The organism is Azospirillum sp. (assembly GCF_035628975.1).
Lineage (GTDB): Bacteria > Pseudomonadota > Alphaproteobacteria > Azospirillales > Azospirillaceae > Azospirillum.
On sequence record NZ_DASPIS010000097.1, the window covers coordinates 1 to 26,450 of the forward strand.

The following is a 26,450-nucleotide window of genomic DNA, read 5'->3' on the forward strand; positions in this document are numbered from 1 at the left end:
GACGTCGTTCTGGATCAGGGTCTTGTCGACGCCGTTGGTCTGGCCGGCGATGACGCGGGCCTTCAGCGTCTGCAGGTTCTCGACGATGTTCTTGGAGGCCACCGACGCGGTGTTGGTGGTGCCCGAACCCAGCTCCAGCGACTCCTTCACCGCCTTGAAGCCGGCGACGTCGGCCTTCATGGTCGTGGCGATCGACCAGTAGGCGGCGTTGTCCTTGGCGTTGTTGACCTTCAGGCCGGTCGAGATGCGGTCCTGCGTGGTCTCCAGATCCCCGGTCACGCGACGCAGGGTCTGCAGCGCGGTCATGGCGGAGGTGTTCGTCATAATCGAGGCCATGGGTATCTCCATTCGCGAGATGCATGGCGCCTTTCTGACGCCGGGGCCATTCGCGCCGGCCTTCCCGATCAGTGTGCGGGGGCGCGAGCGGCAAAATCAGGATGACGGAGCCGGTTTAAGCCGGGGTAAAAAATCGGACGCTTTGGAACGGACGGAAAGCCGGAACGAAAGAAACGGTGTCGGCGCCCAAATCAGCGCCACAAATCAACGACCCACTGCGCGGGCCGCGGCGCGCGGCGCCACCGGCGGGATGAAGGGCACGCGGGGGCCGGCCGCCAGCCCGCCGGCGCTCGACCAGCGGTCCAGCATCAGCTTGGCCCGGTCGGGAGCGACATGGTCGGGCGGCGCCTCGAACTTGTAGCCGCGGCCATAGACCGTCTCGATGTAGCGGCCGCCGCCGGTCGCCATGTCGATCTTCTTGCGCAGCTTGCAGATGTAGACGTCGATCACCTTGTCGAGCGGGTCGGAGCCGGACAGGCCGTAGACCTCCTCGTAGATATGCTCCTTCGACACCACGCGGCGGTGGTTGAGGGCGAGCACCGACAGGATCGCATGTTCCCGCTGGCTGAGGCGCAGCCGTTCGCCGTCCACCTCCGGGTCGCGGCCGTCGAGGAAGACGGTCAGCCGGCCGACCGACACCGCGTTGCTGGTCAGTCCGTAGGACCGGCGGCGGATCGCCTCCAGCCGGGCGCGGATCTCGGTGCTGACGACCGGCTTCACCAGCACGTCGTCCGCACCGGCCCGCAGGATGCCGGCCGTGGTGTTGGCGCAGCGACGCTCGATCAGGCAGATGATCGCGGCGGTCACGTTGCGGGCGCGGAGCATCGCCACGCAGGCTTCGGTATCGCCGACATCGCCGATGATGATGGCGTCATGTCCGATCTCGACGGAACCATGTCCGCCCACCAGTTCGCGCAGGCCATTCAGGTCCACACGGTCATGGTTAACCTTGCACAGGGCAAGTTGCTTGCCGATTGCGTCGGCAATCAGATCGGCTGGCTCAATCAGCAAAGCCTGCATTGGATTCTCCATGGTCGAGCAAGCGCAGATAAAGCATTGTTTTTTACGCAATTGCGTTCATGTCACATGCTTATCACAGCCCCAAAAGAACCTATCGAAAGGCGATGTGTCAACAAAATGAGGTACCCGGATAGACATAGCCGAGGGTGGCGTTTTACGCCGTTTTAAGGGTTTCATACGACTAAATACCGGATAAATTTTTATTCATCTGCGGTTTTACTTCGAAACCCGAGTTGATTTTGCAGTGATCACCACAAGCAATCATTAATTCGTTCGACCTCTATGGTTAACGGCAGTGAAGAAGACGAAAACCGGCGCTTATAAACATGAACGCTGGTTTAACCCTGTTGCCCTACGGTCGCCGGGCATCCGTGTTCGAGGAGGTTCCATGTCCGGAACGAAGGCGTCCGTCATTCCGGCGGCCGCGTCCGCTGCTTGCCTGTTCGTCCTGGCGGGCTGTGCGCAATTGTCGCAGGCTCCCGACAGCGATTACCGGCAAGCCCTTGAAAAAGCGATCACCGCCGGCCAGTGCGACGGCGATTCCGTGCGCGACCTGTGGTCGGCCTATGGCCGGTGGTATGCGGCGGCCTCCTCCATCGCCGGCTATCCGAAGACCGACGAGGCCGTGGCGCTGCTGCGCCAGGGCGACCAGTTCCGCATCCTGGGTTGCCCTGAGGTCGCGCGTGCGTCCTACAAGACGCTGATTCGCCGCTTCCCGGAAGACGGCTTCACCCCGTTGCGCGAGGCCGCCCGCGCCTCGTTGCAAGCCCTGCCGCCTCCTCTGCCTCTGGCGGGGCAGATGCCGGGAACGACTCAGGCGCCGGCAGTCCCGGCCGGACCGACTCTGGTCAGGCCGCCTGCGGAGATCTGAGGGCGGGGGTGTTGCCGGACATAGGGATTTGCGGGCTGGCGAAATCCCCCTCTCCCCCCGGGGGGAGAGGGGATTCTGTCAAAGCGCCAGATCGGACGAAAGCGGCCGGTCCAGGCCCAGCCAGGCATCGGCCAGCGGCCCGACGGTCAGCGTGCCTTCGATTCGGCAATCGGCCAGGGCGGCGCTGAAGGTCTCATGCAAGTCGGCCAGCGCCGACGACGGCAGTCCGGCCGCCAGCCGCAGGGTCACGTCCAGCCGGCGCCCGCCCAGCGTCGCCATCAGCTGCAACGGTCCCAGCCGCTGCGGCCGGGCCTGAAGCACCAGGGTGACGCGGTCGGACGGACCGTCCTCGATCCCGACCGCGCACAGCAGCCCGTCGTCGCCGTCCAGCAGCGGCACGCGCGACAACCGCCACACCCGCCCCTCGACGGGCTGGAAGCGCGCGACCAGCGCCCGCTCGCACTCGTCGATCAGCAATCCGCCGTCAAGACCGGACAGCTCGTCCGCAGCATCCGCGCCGATCCAGTCGCGGCAGCCGCCGGCCGTCGCCGCCAGGAACAGGGCGAGCCCGGCACCGAAGGTTGAATCGCAGCGCGGCAGGCATCCCCGGGCCAAAGCCGCGTCGGCCGGCGCCAGCGTGTCGAGCAGGTCGAGCAGCCGCCGCACCAGCGGCCCGGCCTCGGAACCGTCTCCGGACCCGTCGCCGGCATCCCTCGCCGCGGCCGGCATGCCCACCGGCATAGCAGCGAAGCGCGCCGCCAGCAGGTCGGGTGGCGGCACCTGTCGGGAAACGAGGTCGCGCTCGGCCATCAGCAGCTCCACATTCGGCGGCTTCCCATCCGCTGCGCTCCGCTCAATAGACGACCGTGTCGACGTCGTCGGATTGCGGGATGATGATGGTGCCGTCGTCGGCCATCGCCTTGGCGGTGCGGACGATCTCGGCCTGGGCGTCGTTGACGTCGCGCATGCGCAAGGGGCCCATGTTCTCGATCTCGTCCAGCAGGATCATGCGGGCGCGTTCCGACAGGACCGACAGGAAATGGTCGCGTTGCGCCACGGGCGCGCCTTTCAGCGCGATGGCGAGCTGTCCGGTGTCGCAGCGGCGGATCACCGCCTGCAGCGACACGCGGTCCAGCCGCATTAGATCCTCGAAGGTGAACATCAGCTGCTTGATGCGCTGGGTCGGCTCCGGCATCACGGTTTCGAGGTCGTCGAAGATCTCGGTCAGCGTCTCGCGGTCGATGCGGTTGAAGATGTCGGCCATCCGCTCCAACGAATCGTTGCCGTGGGTGCGGGCGTAATTCGCCATGAACTCGTTGTGCAGGATCGATTCGATGTCCAGCAGCACCTCGCGCTGGACCGATTCGATCTGGATCATCCGCTCGATCACCTCGGTGCGGATGGCGGGCGGCAGCAGGACCAGCACCTTGGCGGCATGGTCGGGACGCATCTTGGACAGGATGACCGCCGCCGTCTGGGGATATTCGCCGGCAAGATAGCTGGCGAGCACCCCTTCGTTCACGTTGGACATCTTCTCCCACATGGTGCGGCCGGCGGGACCGCGGATTTCGCCCATGATCTCCGTGACGCGGTCGGCCGGCAGGAACCGGTTCAGCATCCGCTCCGTGCTGTCGTAGGAGCCGACGACCGAACCGGCATTGGCGAAGCGTTCGGTGAAGATGCGCATCAGCGTCTCCACCAGATTGGAGGTGACGTTGCCCAGCGTGGCCATCGACCGGCTGACGAGGCGGATTTCATCCTCGTCCAGCCGCTCCATCAGCCGCGAGCCGCGCTCCTCGCCCAGCGCCAGGAAGATGACGGCGCTCTTCTCGACGCCGCTCAGGCTCTTGTAATTCTCACGGATCTTGATCGGCGTTCCCATGGCGGCACCTCAGAAGGAGTAATCGGCGGACGGTGCGGAAGATGACGGTGCGTCGGGTCCGTCGGCCGGCGGCAGGGCCAGCGCGCGGTCGTGGCGGAAGGCGACCGCCATCACCGCGCCCGCCACCAGCAGCAGCGGATGCGGGATCAGCGGGTTGGGATCGATGGCGCCGAGCAGCCCGGCGATCGAGCCGTCCTCCGGCACCGGGGCGCCGCGGCGGCGGGCGAGCGCCAGAAGGCTGTCGGCCAGGCTGGCCGGCGGTCCGGCGGGAATGGCGGAGGACTCGTCCATCCTCACACCCCGTAGGAGCGGATCAGGCTGCCGGCGATCAGGAACCAGCCGTCGGTCAGCACGAAGAAGATGATCTTGAAGGGCAGCGCGATCATCACCGGCGGGAGCATCATCATGCCCATCGCCATCAGGATCGCCGCCACCACCATGTCGATCACCAGGAAGGGCAGGAACAGCAGGAAGCCGATCTCGAACCCGCGCTTGATCTCCGAGATCATGAAGGCGGGGACCAGGACGTGCAGCGGCATGTCGGACGGCTCCGGCACCGACTGGATGCGCGCCATGTCCATGAACAGGCGCAGATCCTTCTCGCTGGTGTGGTTCAGCATGAACTCGCGCAGGGGCGCCACCGTGCGGCGGAACGCCTCCATCTCGTCGATTTCCTGGTTGATCAGCGGTTGGATGCCCTGGTTGTAGCTGCGCTCGAACACCGGGGCCATGACGAAGAAAGTCAGGAACAGGGCCAGCGACATCATCACCGTGGTCGGCGGCACCTGCTGCACGCCCAGCGCGTTGCGCAGGAAGGACAGCACGATGACGATGCGGGTGAAGGCCGTCATCATGATCAGGATCGACGGCGCCAGCGACAGCACCGTGATCAGAGCCACCATCTGGACGATGCGGCTGGTGGCGGTGCCGCCGGCATCGCCCAGGTCGAAGGTCAGGCTCTGCGCCAGCGCCGGCCCGGCGCTGAGGCCGGCGAACACGCCGACGGCCAGCGCCAGCAGAAGCGCGGCGGCCAGCGGCTTCCAACAGCCCGCGAGGCGACGGAGGAGGAGCGGCCTCATTGCGGCTGGCTCCCCGCCGCGACTGCGGCGGCGGGCGGAGCGGCAGGGGCTTTTTCGTCCGACTTGGCCAACGCGCTGTCGAAGCCGCCGGCCGGTGCGCTGTCGACCAGCAGGTCGCCATTGGCGCTCAGCAGGATCAGATGTTCGCGGTCATCGCGGCGGATCAGGATCAGCCGCCGCTTGGCGTCGATCGGCAGCGCCTCCACCACGCTCAGCCGGCGCTGGCGTGCGCGGCCGCGCACGGTGCCGCCGGCCATGCCGACGCGGCGCATCACCCAGGCGACGACCATGATCAGCGCCACCACGAAGAAAAGCGCCATCAGGAAACGGATATACTGGTCGAGATCCATGGAAGCGGCGGGCTTTCTCTAATCAGGGCAGTTCGTCTGTGCGGGCGGGGCCGGTACGCCCATAGGCGGCGGCGGCGCGCTGTCGGGCGGTGTGCGGATCGTCGCGCCCCGCCAGTGCGGCGGCGATGGACTGCTCGCGCTTGGCCTGCTGGTCGGCCAGGGATGCCGCCAGAGGATCCAGGGCGGCAACGAGGTCGCCGAGCGGGCCGAGCAATGCCCGCGCCTCGTCGTGCGGCATCCCCTCCGCCTCGGCGCAGAGGCGGGCGACGCTGTCCTGCAGCCCGGCAAGGTCGATCAGGGCGCCGGCCTCCGCCTCCGCCCGCGCCTCTTCCAGGGCCGCACCGAGGGATGCCGCCCGTTCCGTGAGTTCGGCCAAGGAGCAGGCACCCCGAGGGGGGCGGGGAGGGGATGGCGGACGGGTCACGGCTTGTCCTCCATATGCGTGGCGGCCATGGGCTTGGCAGGCTCTTCCGGTTGCGGTTCCGGCGGCAGGGTGCCGTTCGCGCGGTAGACATAGGCAAGGACTTCGGCCACGGCGGCAATGGCCTCCACCGGGATATCGCTGTCGACCTCGATTGCCGACAGGATCTCCACCAGATCGGCATCCTCGCGCACCTTGACGCCGTTGGCGAAGGCGACCTCCAGGATCTGCTCCGCCACCGTTCCCTTGCCGGTGGCGACGATCCGCGGCAGGGTCTGAGTCCCCAGTTCGTATTTCAGCGCGACGGCGACCGGACGCCGCGCAGGCATGGGCCCGGACGGGTGCGGGGGCGTACAGGCCGGCTTGGATGCGGGGGAGCGGGGCTGCGCGGACAAAAGGCGGCCTTTTCAAGGGGTCCTTCCTGGCCCGCATCCTGGACCGGTAGGCTTAACGAACTGTAAAGGCGGTCTGCCGGCGCCACTCGCGATTGCCGGGATTCATCCTTCGTTAACGCAAACGGGCGACCATCGGGAGTGCGGCCTTCCAATGGCTATTCTGCCGAAGGTTTGGGCCGGAGGTTTGGCGTCGGTCGGCGTGACCGGAGGCATCAAGGACGGGATCAGGGCCATGGACCTCGGAAATCTCGGCATCTTCAAGCTGATGTCGCGCAAGATGGACTGGCTGACCCAGCGTCAGGAAGTCATCTCGCAGAACATCGCCAATGCCAACACGCCCGAGTACAAGAGCCGCGACCTGAAGCCCTTCAGCTTCCGCGACGCGCTGAGCGACAACCGGCGGCTGACCCCGGCGGCGACGGATCCGTCCCACCTGGCCGGCACCCGCGGTCCCGGCGGCCTTGCCAAGGAACAGAAGGTGCGCGACCCGTACGAGACGGCGCCGGACGGCAACAACGTCGTCCTGGAAGACCAGATGATGCGGATGGGCCAGAACGCGATGGATTACCAGACCATCACCAACCTGTACAAAAAGCAGGTCACGATGATCAAGTCGGCGATCCGCTCCGGGGGCTGACCGGCCTTCGGGTTCGGGCCGGGTTCGGGCCGGGCGGGCATGTGGCTGCCGGCCGCAGGGTTTGCAGGCGTTTGAGGAGGCGGTGCGATGGATCTCTACAAGTCGATGGCGGTATCCGCCTCGGGCCTGAAGGCGCAGGGTACGCGCCTGAAGGTCATTTCGGAGAATCTGGCCAACGCCAACACCACGGCGGAAACGCCAGGCGATCTGCCCTATCGCCGCAAGACGGTGATCTTCAAGAACGAGCTGGACCGGGCGATGGACGTGGACAAGGTCCGCGTCGCCAAGGTCGGCGTCGACAAGGGCGACTTCCAGCGCCGCTACGACCCGTCCCACCCGTCGGCCGACGCCGACGGTTATGTCCTGCTGCCCAACGTCAATTCGGTGGTCGAGGCGATGGACATGCGCGAGGCGCAGCGCAGCTACGAGGCGAACCTGTCCGCCATCGACACCGCGCGCCAGATGCTGACCCGCACCATCGACATCCTGCGCACCTGATTTCTTCCGCCCATCCGCTTCATCTCCCTGACCGACCGGAACCGCCGCCATGATCAATCCGCTGAACGCCGCCGCGGCCTACGCCACCACCGCCGCCAAGACGACCGGCCCCGGCCTTGCCGCGCGCGACGGCGCCTCCTTCGGCGACGTGCTGGAACAGGCGGCCAAGGAGAGCATCGGCACCTTGAAGAAGAGCGAGGACATGTCGGCGCTCGCCTCCGTCGGCAAGGCGGACTTGAACGACGTGGTCCAGGCCGTGACCAACGCCGAGGTGACGCTGCAGACCGTCACCGCCGTGCGCGACAAAGTCCTGAACGCCTATCAGGAAATCCTGCGCATGCCGATGTGACGGCCGGCCGTCCTTCACAACCGCATCGAAGCAGCCCGCACCGAAGCAACCATCGTCATGAGCGAGACCGAAGTCATCGAGCTTTGCCGCACCTCGATCGTCACCCTGGTGATCGTGTGCGGGCCGATTCTCATCATCATGATGCTTCTCGGTACCGTGATCTCGATCTTCCAGGCCGTCACGCAGATCAGCGAGCAGACCCTGGCCATGGTGCCGAAGGTGATGCTGGTCTTCGGGCTGAGCATCCTTCTGATGCCCTTCATGCTGAGCAAGCTGACCGAGTTCTTCGAGCATGAGGTCGCGGACCGCATCGTCGCCATCGGCGTCGGCGCCCACGACAATGGCGGCGCACCCTTCACGCCCGGCACCGGCATAACGCCGGCCCCGGCGCCGACCGCGGCCGCGGCGGGCGGATGAACGTTCTCCAGCAGCTTCTGGGCGAACAGATCTTCGTCTGGATGTTGGTCTTCCTGCGGGTCGGCACCGCCTTCAGCGTGATGCCGACCATCGGCGACGCCTTCATCACCCCCCGCACGCGTCTGCTGTTCGCGCTGGCGGTCAGCGTGCTGGTGGCGCCGGTGATCCGGCCGCAGTTGCCGCCGATGCCCGGCAGCCCCTTTCAGCTTCTGGTGCTGGCGGCGGGCGAAATGACGATCGGCATCTTCCTCGGCACCATCGCGCGGCTGCTGATGGGCACGCTGGAAGTCGCCGGAACCATCATCAGCCTGCAGAGCGGCCTGGCCAACGCCCAGATCTTCAACCCCGCGCTGGCCACTGCGGGCTCGCTGCCGGGCGCGCTGATGGGCTGGCTGGGGCTGCTCCTGCTGTTCGTGACCGACCTGCACCATCTGCTGATCATGGCGGTGGTCGACAGCTATGCCACCTTCACGCCGGGGGCGGCGATTCCGGTGGACGACATGGCCAACGTGATCGGGCAGCTGGTGTCGAAGACCTTCCTGCTTGGGGTGCAGATGTCGGCCCCCTTCCTGATCACCGGCATCCTGTTCGCGCTGGCGCTCGGCCTGCTCAACAAGCTGGCGCCGCAGGTGCAGGTGTTCCAGATCTTCACCTCCGTCCAGGTGCTGATGGGGCTGTTCCTGTTCGCGCTGACCCTGGGCGCCATGATGCTGTTCTGGCTGTCGCGGTTCGAATCCAGCTTCATCGAACTGCTGAAGCCTCTGTAGAGGGAGGACGCCGATGTCGGAAGATGCGGACGAGTCCTCCAAAACAGAGGACCCGACATCCAAGAAGCTCAACGAGGCCCACAAACAGGGCCAGTTCGCGATGACCCGCGAGGCCGCGAACTGGTTGATGGTCGCGGCGATGCTGGTCGTGCTGGTCGCCATCCTGCCCGGCACGATGAAGGGGATGGTCTTCCGCCTGAACTATTATTTCCAGAATCTGGATCAGTTCACGTTCGACCGCGCCGGGGTCGGGGCGCTGCTGTTCCGGGTGATGGCCGATGCCATGTGGGCCCTGTGGCTGCCGATCCTGCTGTTCGTGGTGGCCGGAGTGCTGTCCACCATCGGGCAGACCGGCTTCCACGTGTCCTGGACGCTGATCGCGCCAAAGTTCGAAAAGCTGAACCCGCTGCCCGGCCTGTTGAACCTGTTCAAGGCCAGTCAGGGCGTGGAACTGCTGAAGAGCATCGCCAAGCTGGCGGTGGTCGGCGGTGTGGCCTTCATGGCGCTGAAGCCGATGTTCGCGGGTGTCGAGGCCTTCATCGGCATCGACATGTTCGCGATGCTGCTGCAGATCGACAGCCTCGCGCACCGCCTGCTGATCTGGGTGCTCGTGGTCTTGACCTTCATCGCCGCGGGAGACTTCCTGTGGCAGAAGACCCAGTTCGACAAAAAGATGAAGATGACGAAGCAGGAGGTGAAGGACGAGCACAAGCAGCAGGAAGGCGATCCCGTCGTCAAGGGCCGCATCCGCCAGCTCCGCTTCGAACGCGCGCGCAAGCGCATGATGGCCGCGGTGCCCAACGCCGACGTGGTGGTCACCAACCCGACCCACTTTGCGGTGGCCCTGAAATACGATCCCAGCCAGATGGGCGCGCCGCTGGTGCTGGCGAAGGGCGTCGATCAGGTCGCCTTCAAGATTCGCGAGATCGCCGAATCGAACAATGTCCCGGTCATAGAAAACCCGCCTCTCGCCCGTGCGCTCTATGCCGCATGCGATATCGACGAGGAAGTTCCATCCGAGCACTATCGGGCGGTCGCCGAAGTCATTACCTATGTCTTCAAGCTGAAAGGGCGGTCGCTGCGCAACTGATGCGCGCCTGGAACGGTTGACGGCACCAGGTGGAACGACTGACCTTCGCGCGCAGTGACATTGGGGGCTTGGGGTTCTGGTGCCTGGAGATCTGGTGGACGATTCGACTTCCCTTTCCGACACCTCGCGCAACGCAGCCAACCGCGCGGCACCGTCCGGCGGGCCCCTGATGCTGCTCCAGTACTGTCTGGCGCCGGCCGGGCTGCTGGTCTTGGCCGCCGGCCTTCTGCTGGACCGGGAAGAGATCGGATGGACGGGAGCGGTGCTGGCGGCAGCGGGCGTCGCCCTGCTGATCGGCCGCAGCATCGCCGTCGTCCGGCGGTCGGCGCGAATCGGCGCACTTTTGGGCGGAGCTCTGGAAGGCATGCCGGCGGGCCAACTGGTCTGCGACGGTGCCGATGATGTGGTTTTCGTCAATGCCGCCTTCCGGGAGCTTGCCGGCTGGCGCCGCGGCGAACGGCCGCTGGATGCGCTGGCACGCCAGTTCTCCGACGATCCCGACAGCGCGCGCGAGTTTCGCCGCCTGCGCGAACGGGTGCGGGCGGGAGCCGCGGCGTCCGCCGAACTGGCGATACCGGCGCTGGACCACAATCCGCCGGAATGGCGCAAGGTGCAGGGCCAGCCGGTGCCCGGTTTCGCCGGCTCCGTCCACTGGCGGATCGAGGACATCACCGCCCGGCGCGAGTTGGAGCATGTGATGCTGCGCGAGCAGGCCAAGCTCGCCGATTTCATGGAACATGCGCCGGTCGGCTTCTTCTCCGTCGATCAGAACGGTCAGTTCCTGTTCGTCAACGCCACCCTGGCCCAATGGCTGGAGGCTTACCCCGGCGATTTGACCGATGGGGAGGCACGCCTTCACGGCATCCTGGCCGCCCCGCCGCAGTCCGCAGCACCCTACGATCTGTTCGACCATGGCGGCGGCGAGCAGCGCGGCGAACTGACCATGGTGGGGCTGCGCGGCCGCCGGTTCCAGGTGGCGGTGGCGCAGAGCGTTGTGCATGCCGACGACGGGACGATCCACACCCGGTCGGTGGTGCGCGATCTGTCGCCCGAGCGGGAATGGCAGGAGGCTTTGCGCCTGTCGGAACAGCGGTTCCAACGCTTCTTCGAGGATGCGCCGATCGGCATCGCGCTGGTGGACGAGACCGGGCAACTGACCGAATGCAACGAGGCATTCCTGGCGCTGATCGGCAGCGAGGCCGGCAGCGTCATCAATCGTCCGATGGCCGACCTGATCGTCCCGGCGGAGCGCGAGGCGGTGACCGCCCGGCTGAAGTCTGTCCAGGGCGGCGCCGATCCGGCCCATCCGCTGGAGGTCCGGCTGTCCGGCGGCCGGGAACTGACGGCTCAGCTCTATGCCCGGCGGCTTGCCAACCCGGTGCGCACGGACGGGCGCGGCGAGACCGAGAAGAATGGGCAGGCCGAGAAGAATGGGCTGGGCGTCGGCCTGATCCTGCACTTCATCGACATGACCGAGCGCAAGAGCCTGGAGGCCCAGTTCGCCCAGTCGCAGAAGATGCAGGCGGTCGGCCAGCTGGCCGGTGGCGTCGCCCACGACTTCAACAACCTGCTGACGGCGATGATCGGCTTCTGCGACTTGCTGCTGCTGCGGCACAAGCCGGGCGACCAGTCCTTCAGCGACATCATGCAGATCAAGCAGAACGCCAACCGCGCCGCCAACCTGGTGCGGCAGCTTCTGGCCTTCTCGCGCCAGCAGACCCTGCAGCCGCGCGTCATCAACGTGACCGACGTGCTGGCGGAGTTGGCGAACCTGCTGCGCCGACTGATCGGCGAGAACATCGAACTGAAGATGATCCACGGCCGCGACCTGGGACTGGTCAAGGTCGATCAGAACCAGCTGGAGCAGGTCATCATCAATCTGGTGGTCAATGCCCGCGACGCCATGGCAGGCGGCGGCAAGCTGACCATCAACACCACCAACAACGTCGTGACCCAGCCCGAACGGCGGGAGCACGAGACGGTGCCGCCCGGCAGCTACGTCTCCATCGAGGTGATCGACACCGGCTGCGGCATCGCGCGGGAGAATCTGCAGCGCATCTTCGAGCCCTTCTACACGACCAAGGAGGTCGGGTCGGGGACGGGGCTCGGCCTGTCGACCGTCTACGGCATCGTGCGGCAGACCGGGGGCTTCGTGCTGGTCGATTCGGCGGTGGGGGAGGGGACGACCTTCACCATCCTGCTGCCCCACCATCAAGGCGAACTGCGCCCCGTCGATACGGCGGAGCCGCGTGAGCGCCGCGGCAGCGACCTGACCGGCACGGGCACCATCCTGCTGGTCGAGGACGAGGACGCGGTGCGTGTCTTCTCCGCCCGCGCCCTGCGCAACAAGGGCTATCAGGTGCTGGAGGCGAAGAACGGAGAGGCGGCGCTGCAGCAGATAGAGACCAACGGCGCGTCCATCGACCTGCTGATCACCGACGTGGTGATGCCCCAGATGGACGGCCCGACGCTGGCCCGCCATGTCCGCAAACTGCGCCCGGAGATGCGGGTGATCTTCATCTCCGGCTATGCCGAGGACCGTCTGGGCGAGATCGACGGCGTCGAAGTCGCCCATTTCCTGCCCAAACCCTTCTCGCTGAAACAGTTGGCCTCCAAGGTGAAGGAGGTCATCCGCGACGCACGGTGAGAGACCTGAACCGCCTCCAAGAACCGCCTCCAAGAACCGCCTCCAAGAGCCGCCTCCAAGAGCCGCTTGGGCACCCCCGTAAGATAGGAACACACCAGCAACATCAGCCCTTGCAAATGAGAACGAAGAGAGTACATTCAGCTTCGTTGCAAGAGCGCCGACCGTGTGTTCTAAGAGAGGGGTACCGGGCATGTCGTCCGCACAGCTTCGTTTGGTCGAGAAGGATTCCATGGACAAGCAGAAGGCGCTCGATGCCGCCCTGAGCCAGATCGAACGCGCGTTCGGCAAGGGCTCGATCATGAAGCTCGGCGCCCGTGAGAACCTGGTCGAGACGGAGGTCATTTCCACCGGCTCCTTGGGTCTCGACATCGCGCTGGGCATCGGCGGCCTGCCGAAGGGCCGCATCATCGAAATCTACGGGCCGGAAAGCTCGGGCAAGACCACGCTGGCGCTGCACGCCATCGCCCAGGCCCAGAAGGCCGGCGGTACCTGCGCCTTCGTCGACGCCGAACACGCGCTCGATCCGTCCTATGCCCGCAAGCTGGGCGTCAACATCGACGAGCTGCTGATCTCCCAGCCGGATGCCGGCGAGCAGGCTCTGGAGATCGCCGACACGCTGGTGCGCTCCGGCGCCATCGACGTGCTGGTGGTCGACTCGGTCGCCGCGCTGGTGCCGCGCGCCGAACTGGAAGGCGAGATGGGCGACAGCCATGTCGGCCTGCACGCCCGCCTGATGAGCCAGGCGCTGCGCAAGCTGACCGGCTCGATCTCCAAGTCGAACTGCCTGGTGATCTTCATCAACCAGATCCGCCTGAAGATCGGCGTGATGTTCGGCAACCCGGAGACCACGACTGGCGGCAACGCGCTGAAGTTCTACGCCTCCGTGCGTCTCGACATCCGCCGCATCGGCGCGATCAAGGATCGCGACACCGTCGTCGGCAACCAGACCCGGGTCAAGGTGGTGAAGAACAAGATGGCCCCGCCGTTCCGCGTGGTCGAGTTCGACATCATGTACGGCGAGGGCGTGTCGAAGGTCGGCGAACTGCTCGACCTGGGCATTCAGGCCGGTGTGGTCGACAAGTCGGGTGCGTGGTTCAGCTATGACGGCACCCGCATCGGCCAGGGCCGCGAAAACGCGAAGACCTACCTGCGCAACAACCCCGAGATGGCCGATGCGATCGAGGCCAAGATCCGCGGCAACGCCGGTCTGGTCGCCGACGCCATGATGGGTACCCCGGAAGCCGATGGCGAAGCCTCCACTCCGGAGTGACGACAGCGAATGTCGGATGAAAGGCCCCGCCTCCCGAAAAGGAGGCGGGGCCTTTTTGTTTTAAGGCAGGTCGGCTTGCGAGGGAGGGGGCCACCGCGACGCCCTACCGACGCAGATCCCTGTCCAGATTCGGCTCCGTCTGGTCGCCGCTCAGGCGGGTGCGATAGACCTGAACGGCTTCCAGAACGCGCTGGACATAGTTGCGGGTCTCGGAGATCGGGATCAGTTCGATCCAGTCGACCACGTCCACCGCTTCCGTCCGCGGGTCGCCATAGGTCTGCAGCCACTGGCGGACCCGGTTCGGTCCCGCGTTGTAGCCGGCGATCGCCAGCACCCACGAGCCGTTGAAGCGGTCGATCAGTTCCGACAGATAGGCCGAGCCCAGCGTGACGTTGTAGCCGGGGTCCGTGGTCAGCCGGGCTTGCGTGTGCTTCAGGCCCAGCTTGCCCGCCACCAACTGCGCCGTGGCCGGCATCAGCTGCATCAGGCCGCGGGCGCCGGCCGATGAGACGATGGTGGGGTTGAAGGTGCTCTCCTGCCGGATGATGCCGTGGACCAGCGCCAGTTCCGGCGCCGCCGGCCGGGCGTCGATCATCGGGTAGCCCGCATCGACCAGGAACACCTCGTTCTGGGCGGCGTCCTTGGCAGCGGCGACGGCGAGATCGCGGCGGCCGACCTCGTTCGCCAGCCGGGCGGCGAGAACATAGTCGGCGGGGGACTTTGCATCCAAGCTGATGCGGCGGACGAAGCTGCCCAGCCGCTCGTCGGTGCTGCCACCGATCTCCGCCAGCAGGCGGGCGACGCGCACCACCTCGCGCCGGTTGAAGGCGGAGGTGTCGGCGCTCGACACCGATGGCGGCGTCGGCAGGGTCACCGCCCCGTTGGAGACATGGCGGAAGGCCAGCTGGCCGTAGAAGGTGGTGGGGTAGGTCGCGGCCTTGGCGTACCAGTCGCGTGCCGGCTCCGTCTGTCCCAGCGCCTCCGCCGCCCGGCCGCACCAGTAGGCGCCGCGCGCCTTGCTGATGGGGGCCGATACGGAGCGGTAGAGCTTGTGGAAATGGGCGAAGGCCTCAGACGGCTTGTCGAGGAAGCGCAGAGCCATGAATCCAGACAGGAACTCCGCGTCGGCGAAGGCGCTGCCCTCGCTCATGCCATGGGTGCTGACCAGGCGGTAGGCGAGGTTGAAGTCGCCGCGCTCCATCGCCCGGCGGGCCAGCAGGTGGCGCTCCGGCCACCAGGCCTGCGGACGGCCGAGGTCGGTGCCGGCCCGGGCCATGATCTCCAGCGCGCCGGCATCGTCGCCCTTGCGGCGCAGATAGCGGGCGCGGTCGAACATCAGGCCGGGATCGTCGCGCAGGGCGGGGGCAACCCGGGACAGCGCCGCGTCGGCGCCGGGGCTGTCGCCGTCCAGCGCGATGCGCGCCTCGATCAGCGTGTCGTAGGCCTCGTCGAAGAAGGGCAGCATCCGGCGCACCGGCGCGTCCTGTCTGGCCCAGAGCAGCCGGTCGATGCGCGCCTTGTGGTCCAGCGGGCGCAGATAGGGGGTGTAATGGGCGAGGAAGGTGGCCTCCTCATCCGGGGTGAAGGTGGCGTCGGCCCACTGCTTGCGGATCAGGCCGGTGGCGCGTTCCACGCTGCCGGTGGCGATCAGCGCGTCGGCATAGCGGACGAAGCCGTCATTGGTCTGGGGCGGGGACTGGCGGAACCACTCCACCACCTCGGCCGGCGGGATATCCGGCATCGCCAGTTCGGCCTGACGGCGCAGGGCCGCCATGTTGGGCCAATCCGGATTCTCGCGGATGAAGGCCGTGATGTCGGAGAAGCTGCCGCCGCCGGGGTTGGCGAGCGCCATCCAGCGCAAAACCTTCGCCGGTAACGGGTCCTGGGCACGCGACGCCGTGGCCAGCGCCTCGGCCAGCCTGTCGCTATCGGCGAGCTTGAAAGCCTCGCGATAGATCGCGATGTCCTGCGCGCTCAGCGCTGCGGCGGGCAGGGCGCCGGGAACCGCGGCGAGAAGGGTGAGGAGACCCGCGAAAACAGCGGTCCGGGCGCTCTTGCCGAGGGCGGCGGGGAGGGATAATGTGCGCAACTCTTTTTTCCAGCTAAGCCGACTGAGGAGGCAGCCATGTTCCACGGTTCCATCGTCGCCCTTCTGACTCCGTTCAAGGGCGGGAAAGTGGACGAGAAGGCCTTCCAGTCCTTCGTGGAGTGGCAGGTCGCCCAAGGCACGCACGGTCTCGTGCCCTGCGGCACCACCGGCGAGTCGCCGACCCTGTCCCACGAGGAACACAACCGCGTCGTGGAGCTTTGCATCGAGGCGGCCGGCGGCAAGGTGCCGGTGATGGCCGGCACCGGTTCCAATTCGACCGACGAGGCGATCGCGCTGACCCGCCATGCCAAGCAGGCGGGCGCCCAGGCGGCGCTCGTGGTCACGCCCTACTACAACAAGCCGTCTCAAGAGGGTCTGTACCAGCATTTCAAGGCGATCCATGACGCGGCGGATTTGCCGATCTTCATTTACAACATTCCCGGCCGCAGTGTCGTGGATATGTCTGTGGCCACGATGGCGCGGCTTGCAAAGCTGCCCAACATCGTCGGCGTGAAGGACGCGACCGCCGATCTGTCCCGCCCGTCCCGCCTGCTGCAGGAGGTCGGCCCCGACTTCATCCAGCTGTCGGGCGAGGATGCCACGGCGCTGGCCTTCAACGCGCAGGGCGGCGTGGGCTGCATCTCCGTCACCGCGAACGTCGCTCCGGCGCTGTGCTCCGCCATGCAGGCCGCCTGGGCGAAGGGCGACCTCAAGGAGGCCTTCCGCCTGCGCGACGTGCTGTCGCCGCTGCACGACTCGATGTTCGTCGAGACCAGCCCGGCCCCGGTGAAGTTCGCCGCCAGCCTGCTGGGCCTCGGCAGCGACGAGGTGCGCCTGCCGCTGGTTTCGGCGTCGGAGACCGCCCGTGCCGCCGTGCGTGGAGCCATGACCAAAGCCGGCCTGTTGTCCTGAGCGACAGAACGGGCCGAATAGGAGAGAGACTTGGCGACGCGCGAGGAAGCGAAAAAATTTGCGGCGCAGAACCGCCGCGCGCGGTTCGACTTCTTCATCGACGACGTCCTCGAGGCCGGCATCATGCTGACCGGGTCGGAGGTGAAGTCGTTGCGGGGCGGTCGCGCCAGCGTGAACGAGGCCTATGCCGGCCTGAAGAGTGGGGAGCTGTACCTGTTCAACGCGTACATCCCCGAATATCTCCAGGCCGGCCGCGTCGATCAGCACGAGCCGAAGCGTCCGCGCAAGCTGCTGGTCCGCCGCCGCGAGTTGGACAAGCTCGCGGCCGGCATCAAGCAGAAGGGCGTCACGCTGGTGCCGATGTCCGTCTACTTCAACGACCGTGGCATCGCCAAGGTCGAGATCGGTCTCGCCACCGGCAAGAAGAAGCACGACAAGCGCCAGAACGAGAAGGAACGCAGCTGGCAGCGCGACAAGGCGCGGCTGATGCGGGACAAGGGTTGATCCGGTGGCACGTCTAGACAACCGGGCCACGGACCGCGATCAGACCGTCGCCGCCGTGGCCGCCGAAGCCCTGTCCGAAATCCGGCCGCAGGGCCGGATTCTCGTCGCCTTCGACAGCGATGGCGCCATCGCCGAGGTGCTCCGCGACGGCGGGGCGGAGGTGGTGGTGTGGAACCGGCTCGCTGTCGGCGGGCAGTCTGCGACGCCCTGGCCGGCCGAGGGGCCGTTCGACGGCGCCGTGCTGCGCCTGCCGCGTGGCTGGGCCGGCTTCGAGATGGCGCTGCATGCGCTGGCCTCGCGCCTCGCCCCCGGTGCGCCGCTGTGGATCGCCGGCGGCAACGACGAGGGTGTGACCAGCGCGCCGAAACATCTCGATGGGCTGGCGGAAGAGCCGGAAACCCTCATCATCAAGCGGCGCGCCCGGCTGCTGTTGACCCGCCGCACCGACGCGCCGGCCAAGGGGGCGCTGGAGGATTGGCGGCAGACCGTCACCCTGACACTGCCGGACCGGACACTGGAACTGGTGTCCTATCCCGGCCTGTTCGCCCACGGTCATCTGGACGCCGGCACCGAATGCCTGCTGAAGGTATTGCCGGAGGTTGCTGCCGGCACCCGCGTGCTGGATTTCGGCTGCGGCGCCGGGGTGATCGCGCGGGCGGTGCGGGAACGCCAGCCGGATGCGCCGCTGACGCTGCTGGACATCGACGCGGTGGCGCTGCACGCCGCCCGCCAGAATGTGCCGGATGCCGAACTGGTGCTGAGCGACGGGCTGGCGGGGCTGGGCACCCGCGAGCGCTTCGGCCTGATCCTGTCCAACCCGCCGCTCCACCGCGGCAAGGATGAGGATTTCGGCATGCTCGACGCGCTGGTGGCGGGGACGAAGCAGTATCTGAAGCTGCGCGGCACGCTGGTGGCGGTGACCCAGCGAACGGCCGGCGTGGGCAAGCTGTTCAAGACCGCATTCGGGCACAGCGACATGCTGCTGGAGACCACGCAGTTCCAGGTGTGGTCGGGGACGCCGAAGTAGGGGATGGTGCGGGTGCCCCCTCCCTAACCCTCCCCCGCTATCGCGGGAGAGGGAACTCCACCGCTCGTTGACATAGCCTAACTCTGACAAGCCTCCTGCCCCCTCTCCCGCGAAGCGGGGGAGGGATGGGGAGGGGGCCAAGCCGCCAGTCAGATCAGCATCTCACAACCTCACACATTCACCCCCCGCATCCCCTCCGCCGTATAGCGGTCGCCCGCCGCCACTCCCGGCGGCAGTGCGTCACCCAGCGCCTTCACCTCCGCCTCACTCAGAGTCACCGCGGCGGCGCCGACATTCTCCTCCAGATATTTGATCCGCTTGGTCCCCGGAATCGGCAGGATCTCCGGTCCCTGGGCCAGCAGCCACGCAAGCGCCACCTGCCCCGGCGTGCAGCCCTTCTGCGCCGCCAGCGCCTTCACCTGTTCGACCAGAGCCAGGTTGCGGTCGAAATTGTCCCCGGCGAATCGCGGTGCGATTCGGCGGAAGTCGTTCTCGGCGAACTGGTCCGGGCTGCTGACTGCACCGGTCAGCATGCCGCGGCCGAGCGGCGCATAGGCGACCAGCGAGATCCCCAACTCCCGGCAGGCCGGCAGAACCGCATCCTCCATGTCGCGGGTCCACAACGAATATTCGCTCTGCACCGCAGCGATGGGGTGGACGGCATGGGCGCGGCGCAGGGTGGCGGCCGACACCTCCGACAGGCCGAGCGCGCGGACCTTGCCGGCCTTCACCAGATCGGTCATGGCGCCGACCGTCTCCTCCACCGGGATGTCCGGATTCAGGCGGTGGGCGTAATAGAGGTCGATGGTCTCCACTCCCAGCCGCTTCAGCGAGGCGTCGCAGGCCTGGGCCACATAGGCGGCGCTGGTGTCGATGCGGCGGGCGTATTCGCCGGGTTGGCGAACGATGCCGAACTTCGTGGCGATCACCACCCGGTCGCGCTTGCCGGCCAGGAAGCGGGCGAGAAGCGACTCGTTGTGCCCGCCGCCGTACATGTCGGCGGAGTCGTAATGGGTGACGCCAAGCTCGAACGCCCGTTCCAGCGTGGCGAGCGACTGGGCGTCGTCAGTCGGTCCGTAGAACTCCGACATGCCCATGCAGCCGAGGCCGATTTCGGAAACCGAGAGAATGCTGCCGATGTTGCGCTGTTTCATCGCTTTACCCCTCCCGTGCCGCGGCCGGGCGGATTACCCTGGGAGCCTGCGGCAGCAAATACACTACACGGTGCAGTGTACTTGGTGGCCGGTGAATGTCAATGTCTCGGGAGGGGAATGCTGTGCGCGGTTCGGCGAAGCGGGATGCGGTGGTGGAGGCGGCGACCCGCGCCTTCCTGACCCACGGGTACGAGGCGTCGTCGATGGACGCCATCGCCGCCGATGCCAACGTCTCCAAGCGCACCGTCTACAATCATTTCCCCGGCAAGCGGGAGCTGTTCCAGGCCGTCGTCTCCGGCCTGTATGAGGGGTTCCACAGCGATGGCGACCAGACCCTTCGCCATGACCAGCCGCCGGAGCAGGCGCTTCCCGCCTTCCTCAGGTCGCTGCTGGTGCATATGGGCCGTCCGGTGGTGCGTGGGCTGCTGCGCCTCGTCATCGCCGAGCATCAGCGCTTTCCGGAGCTGTCGCAGATTTACCTGGAAGGTGGGAAGGGGCAGGCCTATGCGCTGCTTGATGACTATATCGCCGCCCAGCATGCGCGCGGGCGCCTGAACGCCCCCGACCCGCATGTCGCGGCGACCCAGTTGATGGGCGGCCTGAAGGAGGTGCTGTTCTGGCCGACCATGCTGGGCCTGCCGGTCACCGCAGATCCGGAGCGGGTGATCGCCGAGTCGGTCGCGGCGCTGGTGCGGGCATACGGCACGGCGCCGGTCAGCGGTCGCGAAGGTCCGACGGGTTGACGCCGACGGCCGCGCGGATGCGCCGGGCGAAATGGGACCGGTTGGTGTAGCCGCAGGCCTCCGCCGCCTCCTGCACGCTCAACCCTTCGCGTTCCAGAAGATCGCGGGCATGGGCGACGCGTTCCTCGACCAGGATGCTGCGGACCGAGCAGCCCTCCTCGGACAGACGGCGGCGCAGCGTGCCGGTGCTGAGGTTGAGCGCGTCGGCGACGCCATCCGCCGTCCAGGCGCTATCAGGCCGGGTGCGCAGCAGCTGGCGCACCGCATCGGCGGTGCCGGTCGGCGCGACGGGGCCCAGCCACCAGACGCCGTCTTCCAGCAGAGCCAGAAGCACCTCCATGCAGCGATGCTCGGCCAGCTTGGGCGGCAGCGGCGGATCGGCGGTCAGTCCGGTGGCGGCATGGTGGATGGCGTCGGTCAGGGCCGGCGTGAGGGTGACATGCCAGTCGCCCGGCCGGACGCGCGGAGAGAGACCCCCGGTGCCGTGCGCGCGCAGCAGGCGCCGCACCATTTCCGCCGGGAACTCCAGCACCAGGGCGCGGTAACGTCCGGCGGTGCCGGGATCGTTCACCACCGACCCACTCCAGCCCGGCGGCAGCAGCATGGCTGTGCTGGCGGGGAAGCGGCGGGTGGTGCCGGAGGTATCGGTCAGTTCCTTGACCCCCTCCAGCACGGCGATCAGGGCGGTGCGCTCGATCCGCACCTCCGCCAGCCGTTCGCAGTCATGGGCGACGAAGGCCCACAGCTCCGGCCGGTGCGGACGGTCGCCCGCTCCGGGACGTTGGTCACGGGCAGCGAAGCGGGACAGGCGGGCGAGGAGGCTTGGACCCATGGGCACCATCCTAGAGTCGATCAGATGCTTACTGAAGCATCTGATCGACTCTAGCCTTTTGATTTTTCGTGCGATTCACGTTTCAGACGATTCCGTCTGAAACGATCGCACTCTATGGCGATGGCTGGCGGTCGATCAACGGCCGTAGCGGGCGCTCAGCGTCGCCTTCGCCAGCGTGGCGGCGTTCAGGTTGAAGCCGACCATGGCTCCCGACGCATCGGCCGGCAGGGGGAGGCGGTCGACTTTCAGCGCATGGACAGTGACGATGTAGCGGTGCGGCGTGTCGCCCTGCGGCGGGCAGGGGCCGCCATAGCCGAAAGTGCCGAAGTCGGTGCGGCTTTGCACGGCGCCCGTGGGCAGCATCGGCTTGGCCGGATCGCCGGCGCCGGCGGGCAGGTCGCGGGTGTCGGCCGGCAGGTTGAACAGAACCCAGTGCCACCAGCCGCTGCCGGTCGGGGCATCGGGGTCATAAATGGTGACGGCGAGGCTGCGGGTGCCGGCCGGCGGCTCGGTCCAGCTCAAGGCCGGCGACCGGTTGCCGCCGCTGCATCCGAATCCCGCGAAGACGTTGCGTTCCGGAATCGGCGATGCTTCGGTGAAGTCCGGGCTGCGCAGCTCGAAGGCGGCTGCGGGAGCGGCGGCCAGCAGCAGGGCGGCCAGCATGGCCGGGCGGGCGAAACATGTGGGGGTCATCGGGGCGTCTCCGCTGGGTGGGATGCCCCCGACGATAAAGGGCCGCGGATCACTCCGCGGCCCCGGACGGCTCAAAGACGGCTCCGAACTGCTCAGCCTTGCTTGAGCAGCTTCGCGGCGTCCACAGCGCCATAGGTCAGGATGGCGTCGCAGCCGGCGCGCTTGAAACCCATCAAGGTCTCCAGCAGGGCCTTGTCGTAGTTCAGCCAGCCATTGGCCGAGGCCGCGCGCAGCATCGCGTATTCGCCCGACACATGATAGGCGAAGGTCGGAACCGCGAACTGGTCCTTCACCCGGCGGATGATGTCGAGATAGGGCAGGCCCGGCTTCACCATCACCATGTCCGCCCCTTCCTGCAGGTCGCAGGCGACCTCGCGCAGGGCCTCGTCGGTGTTGGCGGGGTTCATCTGGTAGGTGGTCTTGTCGCCCTTCAGGAAGCCGCCGGAGTTCACCGCGTCGCGGAACGGGCCGTAGAAGGCGGAGGCATATTTCGCGGCATAGGAGCAGACGCGGGTGAGATGGTAGCCATCCTTGTCGAGCGCATCACGGATGGCGCCGATGCGGCCGTCCATCATGTCGGACGGGGCGACGATGTCGACGCCGGCCTCCGCCTGCGACAGGGCTTGGCGGATCAGGACCTCGACGGTCTCGTCATTCTGGATATAGCCGTCGCGCAGGAGGCCGTCATGGCCGTGGCTGGTGTAGGGGTCGAGCGCCACGTCGCCCAGGATGCCGACCTCCGGCGCCGCCGCCTTGACCGCGCGTATGGCGCGGTTCATCAGGTTTTCCGGGTTGTAGGCCTCCGCCGCGTCTTCCGACTTGCCGTCCGAGCCGACGACGGGGAACAGGGCGATGCAGGGGATGCCGAGCGAGCCGGCGGACGCCACCGCTTCGCACAGCAGGTCGATGGTCAGGCGCTCCACGCCGGGCATGGAGGCGACGGGCTCCCGACGATTCTCGCCCTCGATCACGAAGACCGGCCAGATCAGATCGTCGACGGTCAGCGTGTTCTCGGCGACCAGACGGCGGGTCCAGGCGTCGGCGCGGTTGCGGCGCAGACGGGTGCGCGGGAAGGCGGCGGGAAGGGAGATCGGCATCGGGAAGACCATGCACTTAGAACGAGTGCGGCGATCCTACGCCTTCCCGCATAGGGAACTCAAGCCATGGGGGCGCCCGCGGTCCTTTGGGACGGGCCGGCAGCCTTGCATATGTCTCATGCCCTGTCCCGTTCGTGCCCCCTTGAAAGGCGGTCGGCCGTTTCCCAGGCGGCGGCGACCGGGTCGCCGGTCACGGGACGGAATCCGGTGTCCTGTGCCTGCAGGGTCCAGCGATTCCCCTGCTTGCGATAGGTGGATACCAGTCCGCCGGTGAAGGCCGCGCCCTCCCACGACCGCACTTCGAAGGTCACGGTCGGGTGTTCGACGGTAATCAGGTTGTAGGCGTTGGTCTCGTTCCGCAGCCGGGTGGAGGTCGCGGTGGAGGCCTGGGCCACCAGGATCGAGCGGGCGATCTGGGTGTGGAAGCTCATGATGTCGCCGGAATAGGCCTTGTGCAGATGGCCGGCCAGCAGCAGGTCGACACCACAGCTTTCCAGCGCCGGCAGGGCCAGCTTGTGGCGTCCAACCAGCTGGGTCTTCGGCAAGTCCGGCGGCGGCAGGAAGGGATGGTGTGTAAACAGCACCTTGAACACGGTATCGGGCATGCCGCAGAACACCTCGCGCACGCGGGCGATCTGCCTCTTGTTCATCCGCCCTTCGGAAAAATCCATGATGACCGGACGGGCGGTGTTGATGCCCAGCACCGCGATCTCGTTGTCGATATGCAGCGGGCTGAAATCGCTGGTGATGTAGCGCCGATAATGGCCGAACGGGTCGGTGAATCGCTTGAACACATTATAAACCGGGATGTCATGATTTCCCGGTACAGCCATGTAGGGAAAGGGTAATTTCTGCAGGAAGGCTCGCGCTTCCTCGAAGTGGCGTGCTTTTGCCCGCTGCACGAAGTCGCCGGAGATGACGATCAGGTCGGGTGCCTGGGCCGTCAGATCGGCCAGCAGGCCGTCGACCACACGGGCGTCGATTCGCCCGAAATGCAGGTCGGAAATGTGAGCGAGCCGTTTCACGCCAGCTTCATCCTTTCTCTCAGCCGGGCGCCAGAACCTTCAGGGCTCCTGGGCGAATCCGGTAGTGAAGCGGCGCGTGCAGCTTCCGGATCTCGCCGTCGTTGACCATCTTCAGGCGATGGCGGCGGCTGTGGACCGTCAGGCTGGTGACCGCATAGGTGTCGAGCGCCTCGTCCTGCTTCCAGGATCCGGCGACCAGCCGTCCCATCAACCGAAGCATCGCGAAGGCGTTCCTTTCGCGGGCGACGTAGACCCCAAGTTTTCCGGCATCCAGCGACTGGCGCGTCAGGACGAGCCCGAAGCCGTCGTCGTAGACATTGTTGGAGACGACCAGGATCGGCGTGCGCATCCGCTTCGGCCCTTCGCCCCAGTCCAGACGGACGTCCAGCAGCGGCAGCTTGTATAGCGTCTTTGCGAGGGCCAGCGCGGCACCCGGCCATTTCAGCAGCCGGTGCTGCTTGCGCTGGCGTTCGCGCTCCTGCACCACCTGGGGATAGAAGCCGAGAATGGAGCTGTTGGTGTAGGGCTCGCCATTCACCTCGGCGATGTCGATGACGCGAACCCGGCCGGCGGCCAGTGCCTCTGCCGCCGCTTCCAGTTCAAGCGGCATGTGAAGATCGCGTGCCAAGAGATTGAGACTGCCCAGTGGAATGACCCCCAGCGTCTTGCCCGTCGGCAGCGCCAGCTTCACCGCGCTGTGCAGCGTGCCGTCGCCGCCGCCGACCACGACAATCTCGGCGTCCGAGTCCAGCACCCGCTGGATCGTCTCCGTGCATTGGGCGCCGTCGACGCTGTGCAGGTCCACCTCGGCGCCACGCCGCTCGAAGGCGGCACGGATCGCCTGCTTGGCCCCGTCCAAGGGGCGGTCGACCAGCGAGCCGGCTTGCTGGTTCAGGATGACACCGACCTTCATAGCTGACCGGCCGGACTGTGAAGCGGCATGGCGGCGAACCTTCTGTGGATCTGCCCGTGGATCTGCGTCCCGGGGCTGTGCAGAACAGATGAGAGCGTGAGCGCAACGGTCCAAGGGGGGGCGAAGTTCCTTATTCGGTTGTGCGGCGGCGCATGTAAACATCCGGCACCGTATGGCCGGTTTGACAGGGGCGCAGGCTCCCGTATCATCTGCGGCGGCCGCAAGCTTCGCCCGTTGTATCAGGGGATGCATCAGGGGTGGACGGAGCAGGTGGCCCGCCACTGCCCGATTTCCAACGATAATCGAGAAAATACAAGACGATGAGCGACGCTGCTGAGATTCTGTTCGAACGTCGGGGCGCCATCGGCCTCGTCACGCTCAACCGGCCGAAGGCCCTGAACGCCCTGACGCTAGGCATGATCAGGTTGTTCGACCCGCAGCTGCGGGCCTGGAACGCCGACCCGGAGGTCAAGGCCGTCGTGATCCGCGGCGCGGGCGAGAAGGCCTTCTGCGCCGGCGGCGACGTCGTCAGCCTGTACGAGGCCGGCAAGGCCGCGAAGGAGGGACGCGGCGACACCGCGCCGGTCCGCGCCTTCTTCAGCGAGGAATATGTGCTGAACCGGCTGATCAAGCGGCTGTCCAAGCCCTATGTCGCGCTGATCGACGGCATCTCCATGGGCGGCGGCGTCGGCCTGTCGGTGCATGGCAGCCACCGCATCGTCACCGAACGCACCCTGTTCGCCATGCCGGAGACAGGCATCGGCCTCTACCCCGATGTCGGCGGCACCTATTTCCTGCCACGGCTGCCGGGACAGGTCGGCATCTGGCTGGGCCTGACCGGCGACCGGCTGAAGGCCGCCGACATGCTGGCGATCGGCGCCGCCGACGCCTTCGTGCCGAGCGGGAAGATCGATGCGCTGGTCGATGATCTGGCCGCCGGCATCCCGGCGGACGAGGCGGTGGCGGCTCATCGCGGCGAGGCTGGAGAGGCGTCGGTGACGGCCATCCGCACGGCGGTCGACCGCTGCTACGGCTTCGACAGCGTCGAGGCGATCGTTAAGGCGCTGGAGGCCGAAGGGACCGAGTGGGCGGCCGGGCAGGTCGCCACGCTGCGCCGCGTTTCGCCGACCAGCCTGAAGGTGACGCTGGCGGCCCTGCGCCGCGGGGCCAAGCTGGATTTCGAAGCCTGCATGGTGCAGGAGCTTCGCCTCAGCCTCGCCTGCCTTGCCGGGGACGATTTCTACGAAGGCATCCGCGCGGTCCTGGTCGACAAGGACAAGAATCCGAAATGGAAGCCGGCCGATCTTGTCGATGTCGGACCGTCCGACGTGGAGCGTCATTTCGCCGAACCCGCGGGCGGCGATCTGGTGTTCCGCGACTGACGCAATAGCTGTGGGAGGCGGCCCCGGCGCGGTCTTCGGGGCCACTCCGT

29 protein-coding genes and 1 pseudogene are annotated in these 26,450 nt (G+C 66.9%); 14 read left to right on the plus strand and 16 right to left on the minus strand.

The window, feature by feature from the left end; all coding sequences use genetic code 11:
* Together VD964_RS20665 and VD964_RS20670 are read right to left on the minus strand one after the other, a co-directional pair.
* Nucleotides 1-336, minus strand: a pseudogene (locus tag VD964_RS20665) (flagellin); the annotation flags it as partial.
* Nucleotides 337-540: 204 nt separating this feature from the next.
* Nucleotides 541-1,356, minus strand: a complete 816-nt coding sequence (locus VD964_RS20670; protein ID WP_324870386.1) for a response regulator transcription factor — start codon at nt 1,354-1,356, stop codon at nt 541-543.
* Nucleotides 1,357-1,744: 388 nt separating this feature from the next.
* Between VD964_RS20670 and VD964_RS20675 the strand changes: the two genes are divergently transcribed.
* Complete coding sequence (locus tag VD964_RS20675) at nt 1,745-2,227, plus strand: hypothetical protein (RefSeq protein WP_324870387.1); 483 nt, start codon at nt 1,745-1,747, stop codon at nt 2,225-2,227.
* A gap of 78 nt (nt 2,228-2,305) precedes the next feature.
* Here VD964_RS20675 and VD964_RS20680 read toward each other — a convergent pair whose 3' ends face one another.
* Genes VD964_RS20680 through VD964_RS20710 form a run of 7 tightly spaced genes read right to left on the minus strand, consistent with a single transcriptional unit; the run spans nt 2,306 to nt 6,288 of the window.
* On the minus strand, nt 2,306-3,049 hold the full coding sequence (locus VD964_RS20680; RefSeq protein WP_324870388.1) for a hypothetical protein: 744 nt from the start codon (nt 3,047-3,049) through the stop codon (nt 2,306-2,308).
* A gap of 31 nt (nt 3,050-3,080) precedes the next feature.
* Nucleotides 3,081-4,109: a flagellar motor switch protein FliG gene (locus tag VD964_RS20685; protein ID WP_310118694.1), complete on the minus strand. Its 1,029-nt coding sequence runs from the start codon at nt 4,107-4,109 to the stop codon at nt 3,081-3,083.
* A 9-nt stretch (nt 4,110-4,118) separates the two neighbouring features.
* The gene (locus VD964_RS20690) at nt 4,119-4,400 is read right to left on the minus strand and encodes a hypothetical protein (protein WP_324870389.1); all 282 of its coding nucleotides are present in this window, start codon (nt 4,398-4,400) and stop codon (nt 4,119-4,121) included.
* 2 nt (nt 4,401-4,402) lie between these two features.
* The gene (gene fliP, locus VD964_RS20695) at nt 4,403-5,188 is read right to left on the minus strand and encodes a flagellar type III secretion system pore protein FliP (RefSeq protein ID WP_324870390.1); all 786 of its coding nucleotides are present in this window, start codon (nt 5,186-5,188) and stop codon (nt 4,403-4,405) included.
* Nucleotides 5,185-5,538 carry a flagellar biosynthetic protein FliO gene (locus tag VD964_RS20700; RefSeq protein ID WP_324870391.1) on the minus strand — a complete coding sequence of 118 codons (354 nt, stop codon included), beginning with the start codon at nt 5,536-5,538 and terminating at the stop codon, nt 5,185-5,187. Before VD964_RS20700 ends, fliP begins: the two co-directional genes overlap by 4 nt.
* A gap of 22 nt (nt 5,539-5,560) precedes the next feature.
* A complete protein-coding gene (locus VD964_RS20705) occupies nt 5,561-5,914 on the minus strand; it encodes a hypothetical protein (protein WP_324870392.1) in 354 nt (117 codons plus the stop codon).
* A gap of 44 nt (nt 5,915-5,958) precedes the next feature.
* Complete coding sequence (locus tag VD964_RS20710) at nt 5,959-6,288, minus strand: EscU/YscU/HrcU family type III secretion system export apparatus switch protein (RefSeq protein ID WP_188092217.1); 330 nt, start codon at nt 6,286-6,288, stop codon at nt 5,959-5,961.
* Nucleotides 6,289-6,586: 298 nt separating this feature from the next.
* Between VD964_RS20710 and flgB the strand changes: the two genes are divergently transcribed.
* The 8 genes from flgB (at nt 6,587) to recA (ending at nt 14,029) form a co-directional block, all read left to right on the plus strand.
* Nucleotides 6,587-6,991, plus strand: a complete 405-nt coding sequence (flgB, locus tag VD964_RS20715; protein WP_324870393.1) for a flagellar basal body rod protein FlgB — start codon at nt 6,587-6,589, stop codon at nt 6,989-6,991.
* Between the two features lie 87 nt (nt 6,992-7,078).
* Nucleotides 7,079-7,489 carry a flagellar basal body rod protein FlgC gene (gene flgC / locus VD964_RS20720; RefSeq protein WP_324870394.1) on the plus strand — a complete coding sequence of 137 codons (411 nt, stop codon included), beginning with the start codon at nt 7,079-7,081 and terminating at the stop codon, nt 7,487-7,489.
* 49 nt (nt 7,490-7,538) lie between these two features.
* Nucleotides 7,539-7,838 carry a flagellar hook-basal body complex protein FliE gene (gene fliE / locus VD964_RS20725; RefSeq protein ID WP_324870395.1) on the plus strand — a complete coding sequence of 100 codons (300 nt, stop codon included), beginning with the start codon at nt 7,539-7,541 and terminating at the stop codon, nt 7,836-7,838.
* A 57-nt stretch (nt 7,839-7,895) separates the two neighbouring features.
* Nucleotides 7,896-8,255: a flagellar biosynthetic protein FliQ gene (locus tag VD964_RS20730; RefSeq protein WP_324870396.1), complete on the plus strand. Its 360-nt coding sequence runs from the start codon at nt 7,896-7,898 to the stop codon at nt 8,253-8,255.
* Nucleotides 8,252-9,022: a flagellar biosynthetic protein FliR gene (gene fliR, locus VD964_RS20735; RefSeq protein ID WP_324870397.1), complete on the plus strand. Its 771-nt coding sequence runs from the start codon at nt 8,252-8,254 to the stop codon at nt 9,020-9,022. The genes VD964_RS20730 and fliR overlap by 4 nt, the downstream gene beginning before the upstream one ends.
* Before the next feature lie 13 nt (nt 9,023-9,035).
* On the plus strand, nt 9,036-10,112 hold the full coding sequence (flhB, locus tag VD964_RS20740; protein WP_324870398.1) for a flagellar biosynthesis protein FlhB: 1,077 nt from the start codon (nt 9,036-9,038) through the stop codon (nt 10,110-10,112).
* Nucleotides 10,113-10,206: 94 nt separating this feature from the next.
* The gene (locus VD964_RS20745; protein ID WP_324870399.1) at nt 10,207-12,759 is read left to right on the plus strand and encodes an ATP-binding protein; all 2,553 of its coding nucleotides are present in this window, start codon (nt 10,207-10,209) and stop codon (nt 12,757-12,759) included.
* A 190-nt stretch (nt 12,760-12,949) separates the two neighbouring features.
* A complete protein-coding gene (recA, locus tag VD964_RS20750; RefSeq protein WP_194914146.1) occupies nt 12,950-14,029 on the plus strand; it encodes a recombinase RecA in 1,080 nt (359 codons plus the stop codon).
* Between the two features lie 103 nt (nt 14,030-14,132).
* Here the strand turns inward: recA and VD964_RS20755 are convergent, their stop codons facing one another.
* Nucleotides 14,133-16,118 (minus strand): lytic transglycosylase domain-containing protein, encoded by a 1,986-nt coding sequence (locus VD964_RS20755; protein ID WP_324870400.1) that lies wholly within the window; start codon nt 16,116-16,118, stop codon nt 14,133-14,135.
* 36 nt (nt 16,119-16,154) lie between these two features.
* On the opposite strand from VD964_RS20755, the gene dapA reads away from it, so the two are divergent.
* From dapA to VD964_RS20770, 3 genes are read left to right on the plus strand one after another with little or no spacing between them, the layout of a single operon-like run.
* Nucleotides 16,155-17,030, plus strand: coding sequence for a 4-hydroxy-tetrahydrodipicolinate synthase (dapA, locus tag VD964_RS20760; protein ID WP_324870401.1), 876 nt, complete (start codon nt 16,155-16,157; stop codon nt 17,028-17,030).
* A gap of 30 nt (nt 17,031-17,060) precedes the next feature.
* A complete protein-coding gene (gene smpB / locus VD964_RS20765; protein ID WP_295828811.1) occupies nt 17,061-17,534 on the plus strand; it encodes an SsrA-binding protein SmpB in 474 nt (157 codons plus the stop codon).
* A 4-nt stretch (nt 17,535-17,538) separates the two neighbouring features.
* Nucleotides 17,539-18,561 (plus strand): methyltransferase, encoded by a 1,023-nt coding sequence (locus VD964_RS20770; RefSeq protein WP_324870402.1) that lies wholly within the window; start codon nt 17,539-17,541, stop codon nt 18,559-18,561.
* A gap of 170 nt (nt 18,562-18,731) precedes the next feature.
* On the opposite strand, the gene VD964_RS20775 is transcribed toward VD964_RS20770, so the two are convergent.
* Nucleotides 18,732-19,715, minus strand: coding sequence for an aldo/keto reductase (locus VD964_RS20775; protein ID WP_324870403.1), 984 nt, complete (start codon nt 19,713-19,715; stop codon nt 18,732-18,734).
* Nucleotides 19,716-19,837: 122 nt separating this feature from the next.
* On the opposite strand from VD964_RS20775, the gene VD964_RS20780 reads away from it, so the two are divergent.
* Nucleotides 19,838-20,458 (plus strand): TetR/AcrR family transcriptional regulator, encoded by a 621-nt coding sequence (locus VD964_RS20780; protein ID WP_247883705.1) that lies wholly within the window; start codon nt 19,838-19,840, stop codon nt 20,456-20,458.
* Here the strand turns inward: VD964_RS20780 and VD964_RS20785 are convergent.
* The 5 genes from VD964_RS20785 to VD964_RS20805 all read right to left on the minus strand — a co-directional run bounded on the left by VD964_RS20785 (nt 20,430) and on the right by VD964_RS20805 (nt 25,018).
* Nucleotides 20,430-21,290 carry a helix-turn-helix transcriptional regulator gene (locus VD964_RS20785; RefSeq protein WP_324870404.1) on the minus strand — a complete coding sequence of 287 codons (861 nt, stop codon included), beginning with the start codon at nt 21,288-21,290 and terminating at the stop codon, nt 20,430-20,432. The two genes, VD964_RS20780 and VD964_RS20785, sit on opposite strands and share 29 nt — an antisense overlap.
* A 135-nt stretch (nt 21,291-21,425) precedes the next feature.
* Nucleotides 21,426-21,983 carry a YbhB/YbcL family Raf kinase inhibitor-like protein gene (locus VD964_RS20790; RefSeq protein WP_324870405.1) on the minus strand — a complete coding sequence of 186 codons (558 nt, stop codon included), beginning with the start codon at nt 21,981-21,983 and terminating at the stop codon, nt 21,426-21,428.
* A 92-nt stretch (nt 21,984-22,075) separates the two neighbouring features.
* On the minus strand, nt 22,076-23,080 hold the full coding sequence (gene hemB, locus VD964_RS20795; RefSeq protein ID WP_324870406.1) for a porphobilinogen synthase: 1,005 nt from the start codon (nt 23,078-23,080) through the stop codon (nt 22,076-22,078).
* Nucleotides 23,081-23,196: 116 nt separating this feature from the next.
* Nucleotides 23,197-24,105, minus strand: a complete 909-nt coding sequence (locus VD964_RS20800) for a metallophosphoesterase (protein WP_324870407.1) — start codon at nt 24,103-24,105, stop codon at nt 23,197-23,199.
* A gap of 19 nt (nt 24,106-24,124) precedes the next feature.
* Entirely contained in the window at nt 24,125-25,018 is an 894-nt protein-coding gene (locus VD964_RS20805; RefSeq protein WP_324870408.1) for a diacylglycerol/lipid kinase family protein, read from the minus strand.
* 320 nt (nt 25,019-25,338) lie between these two features.
* Between VD964_RS20805 and VD964_RS20810 the strand changes: the two genes are divergently transcribed.
* Entirely contained in the window at nt 25,339-26,400 is a 1,062-nt protein-coding gene (locus VD964_RS20810) for an enoyl-CoA hydratase/isomerase family protein (protein ID WP_324870409.1), read from the plus strand.
* Nucleotides 26,401-26,450: the final 50 nt, after the last annotated feature.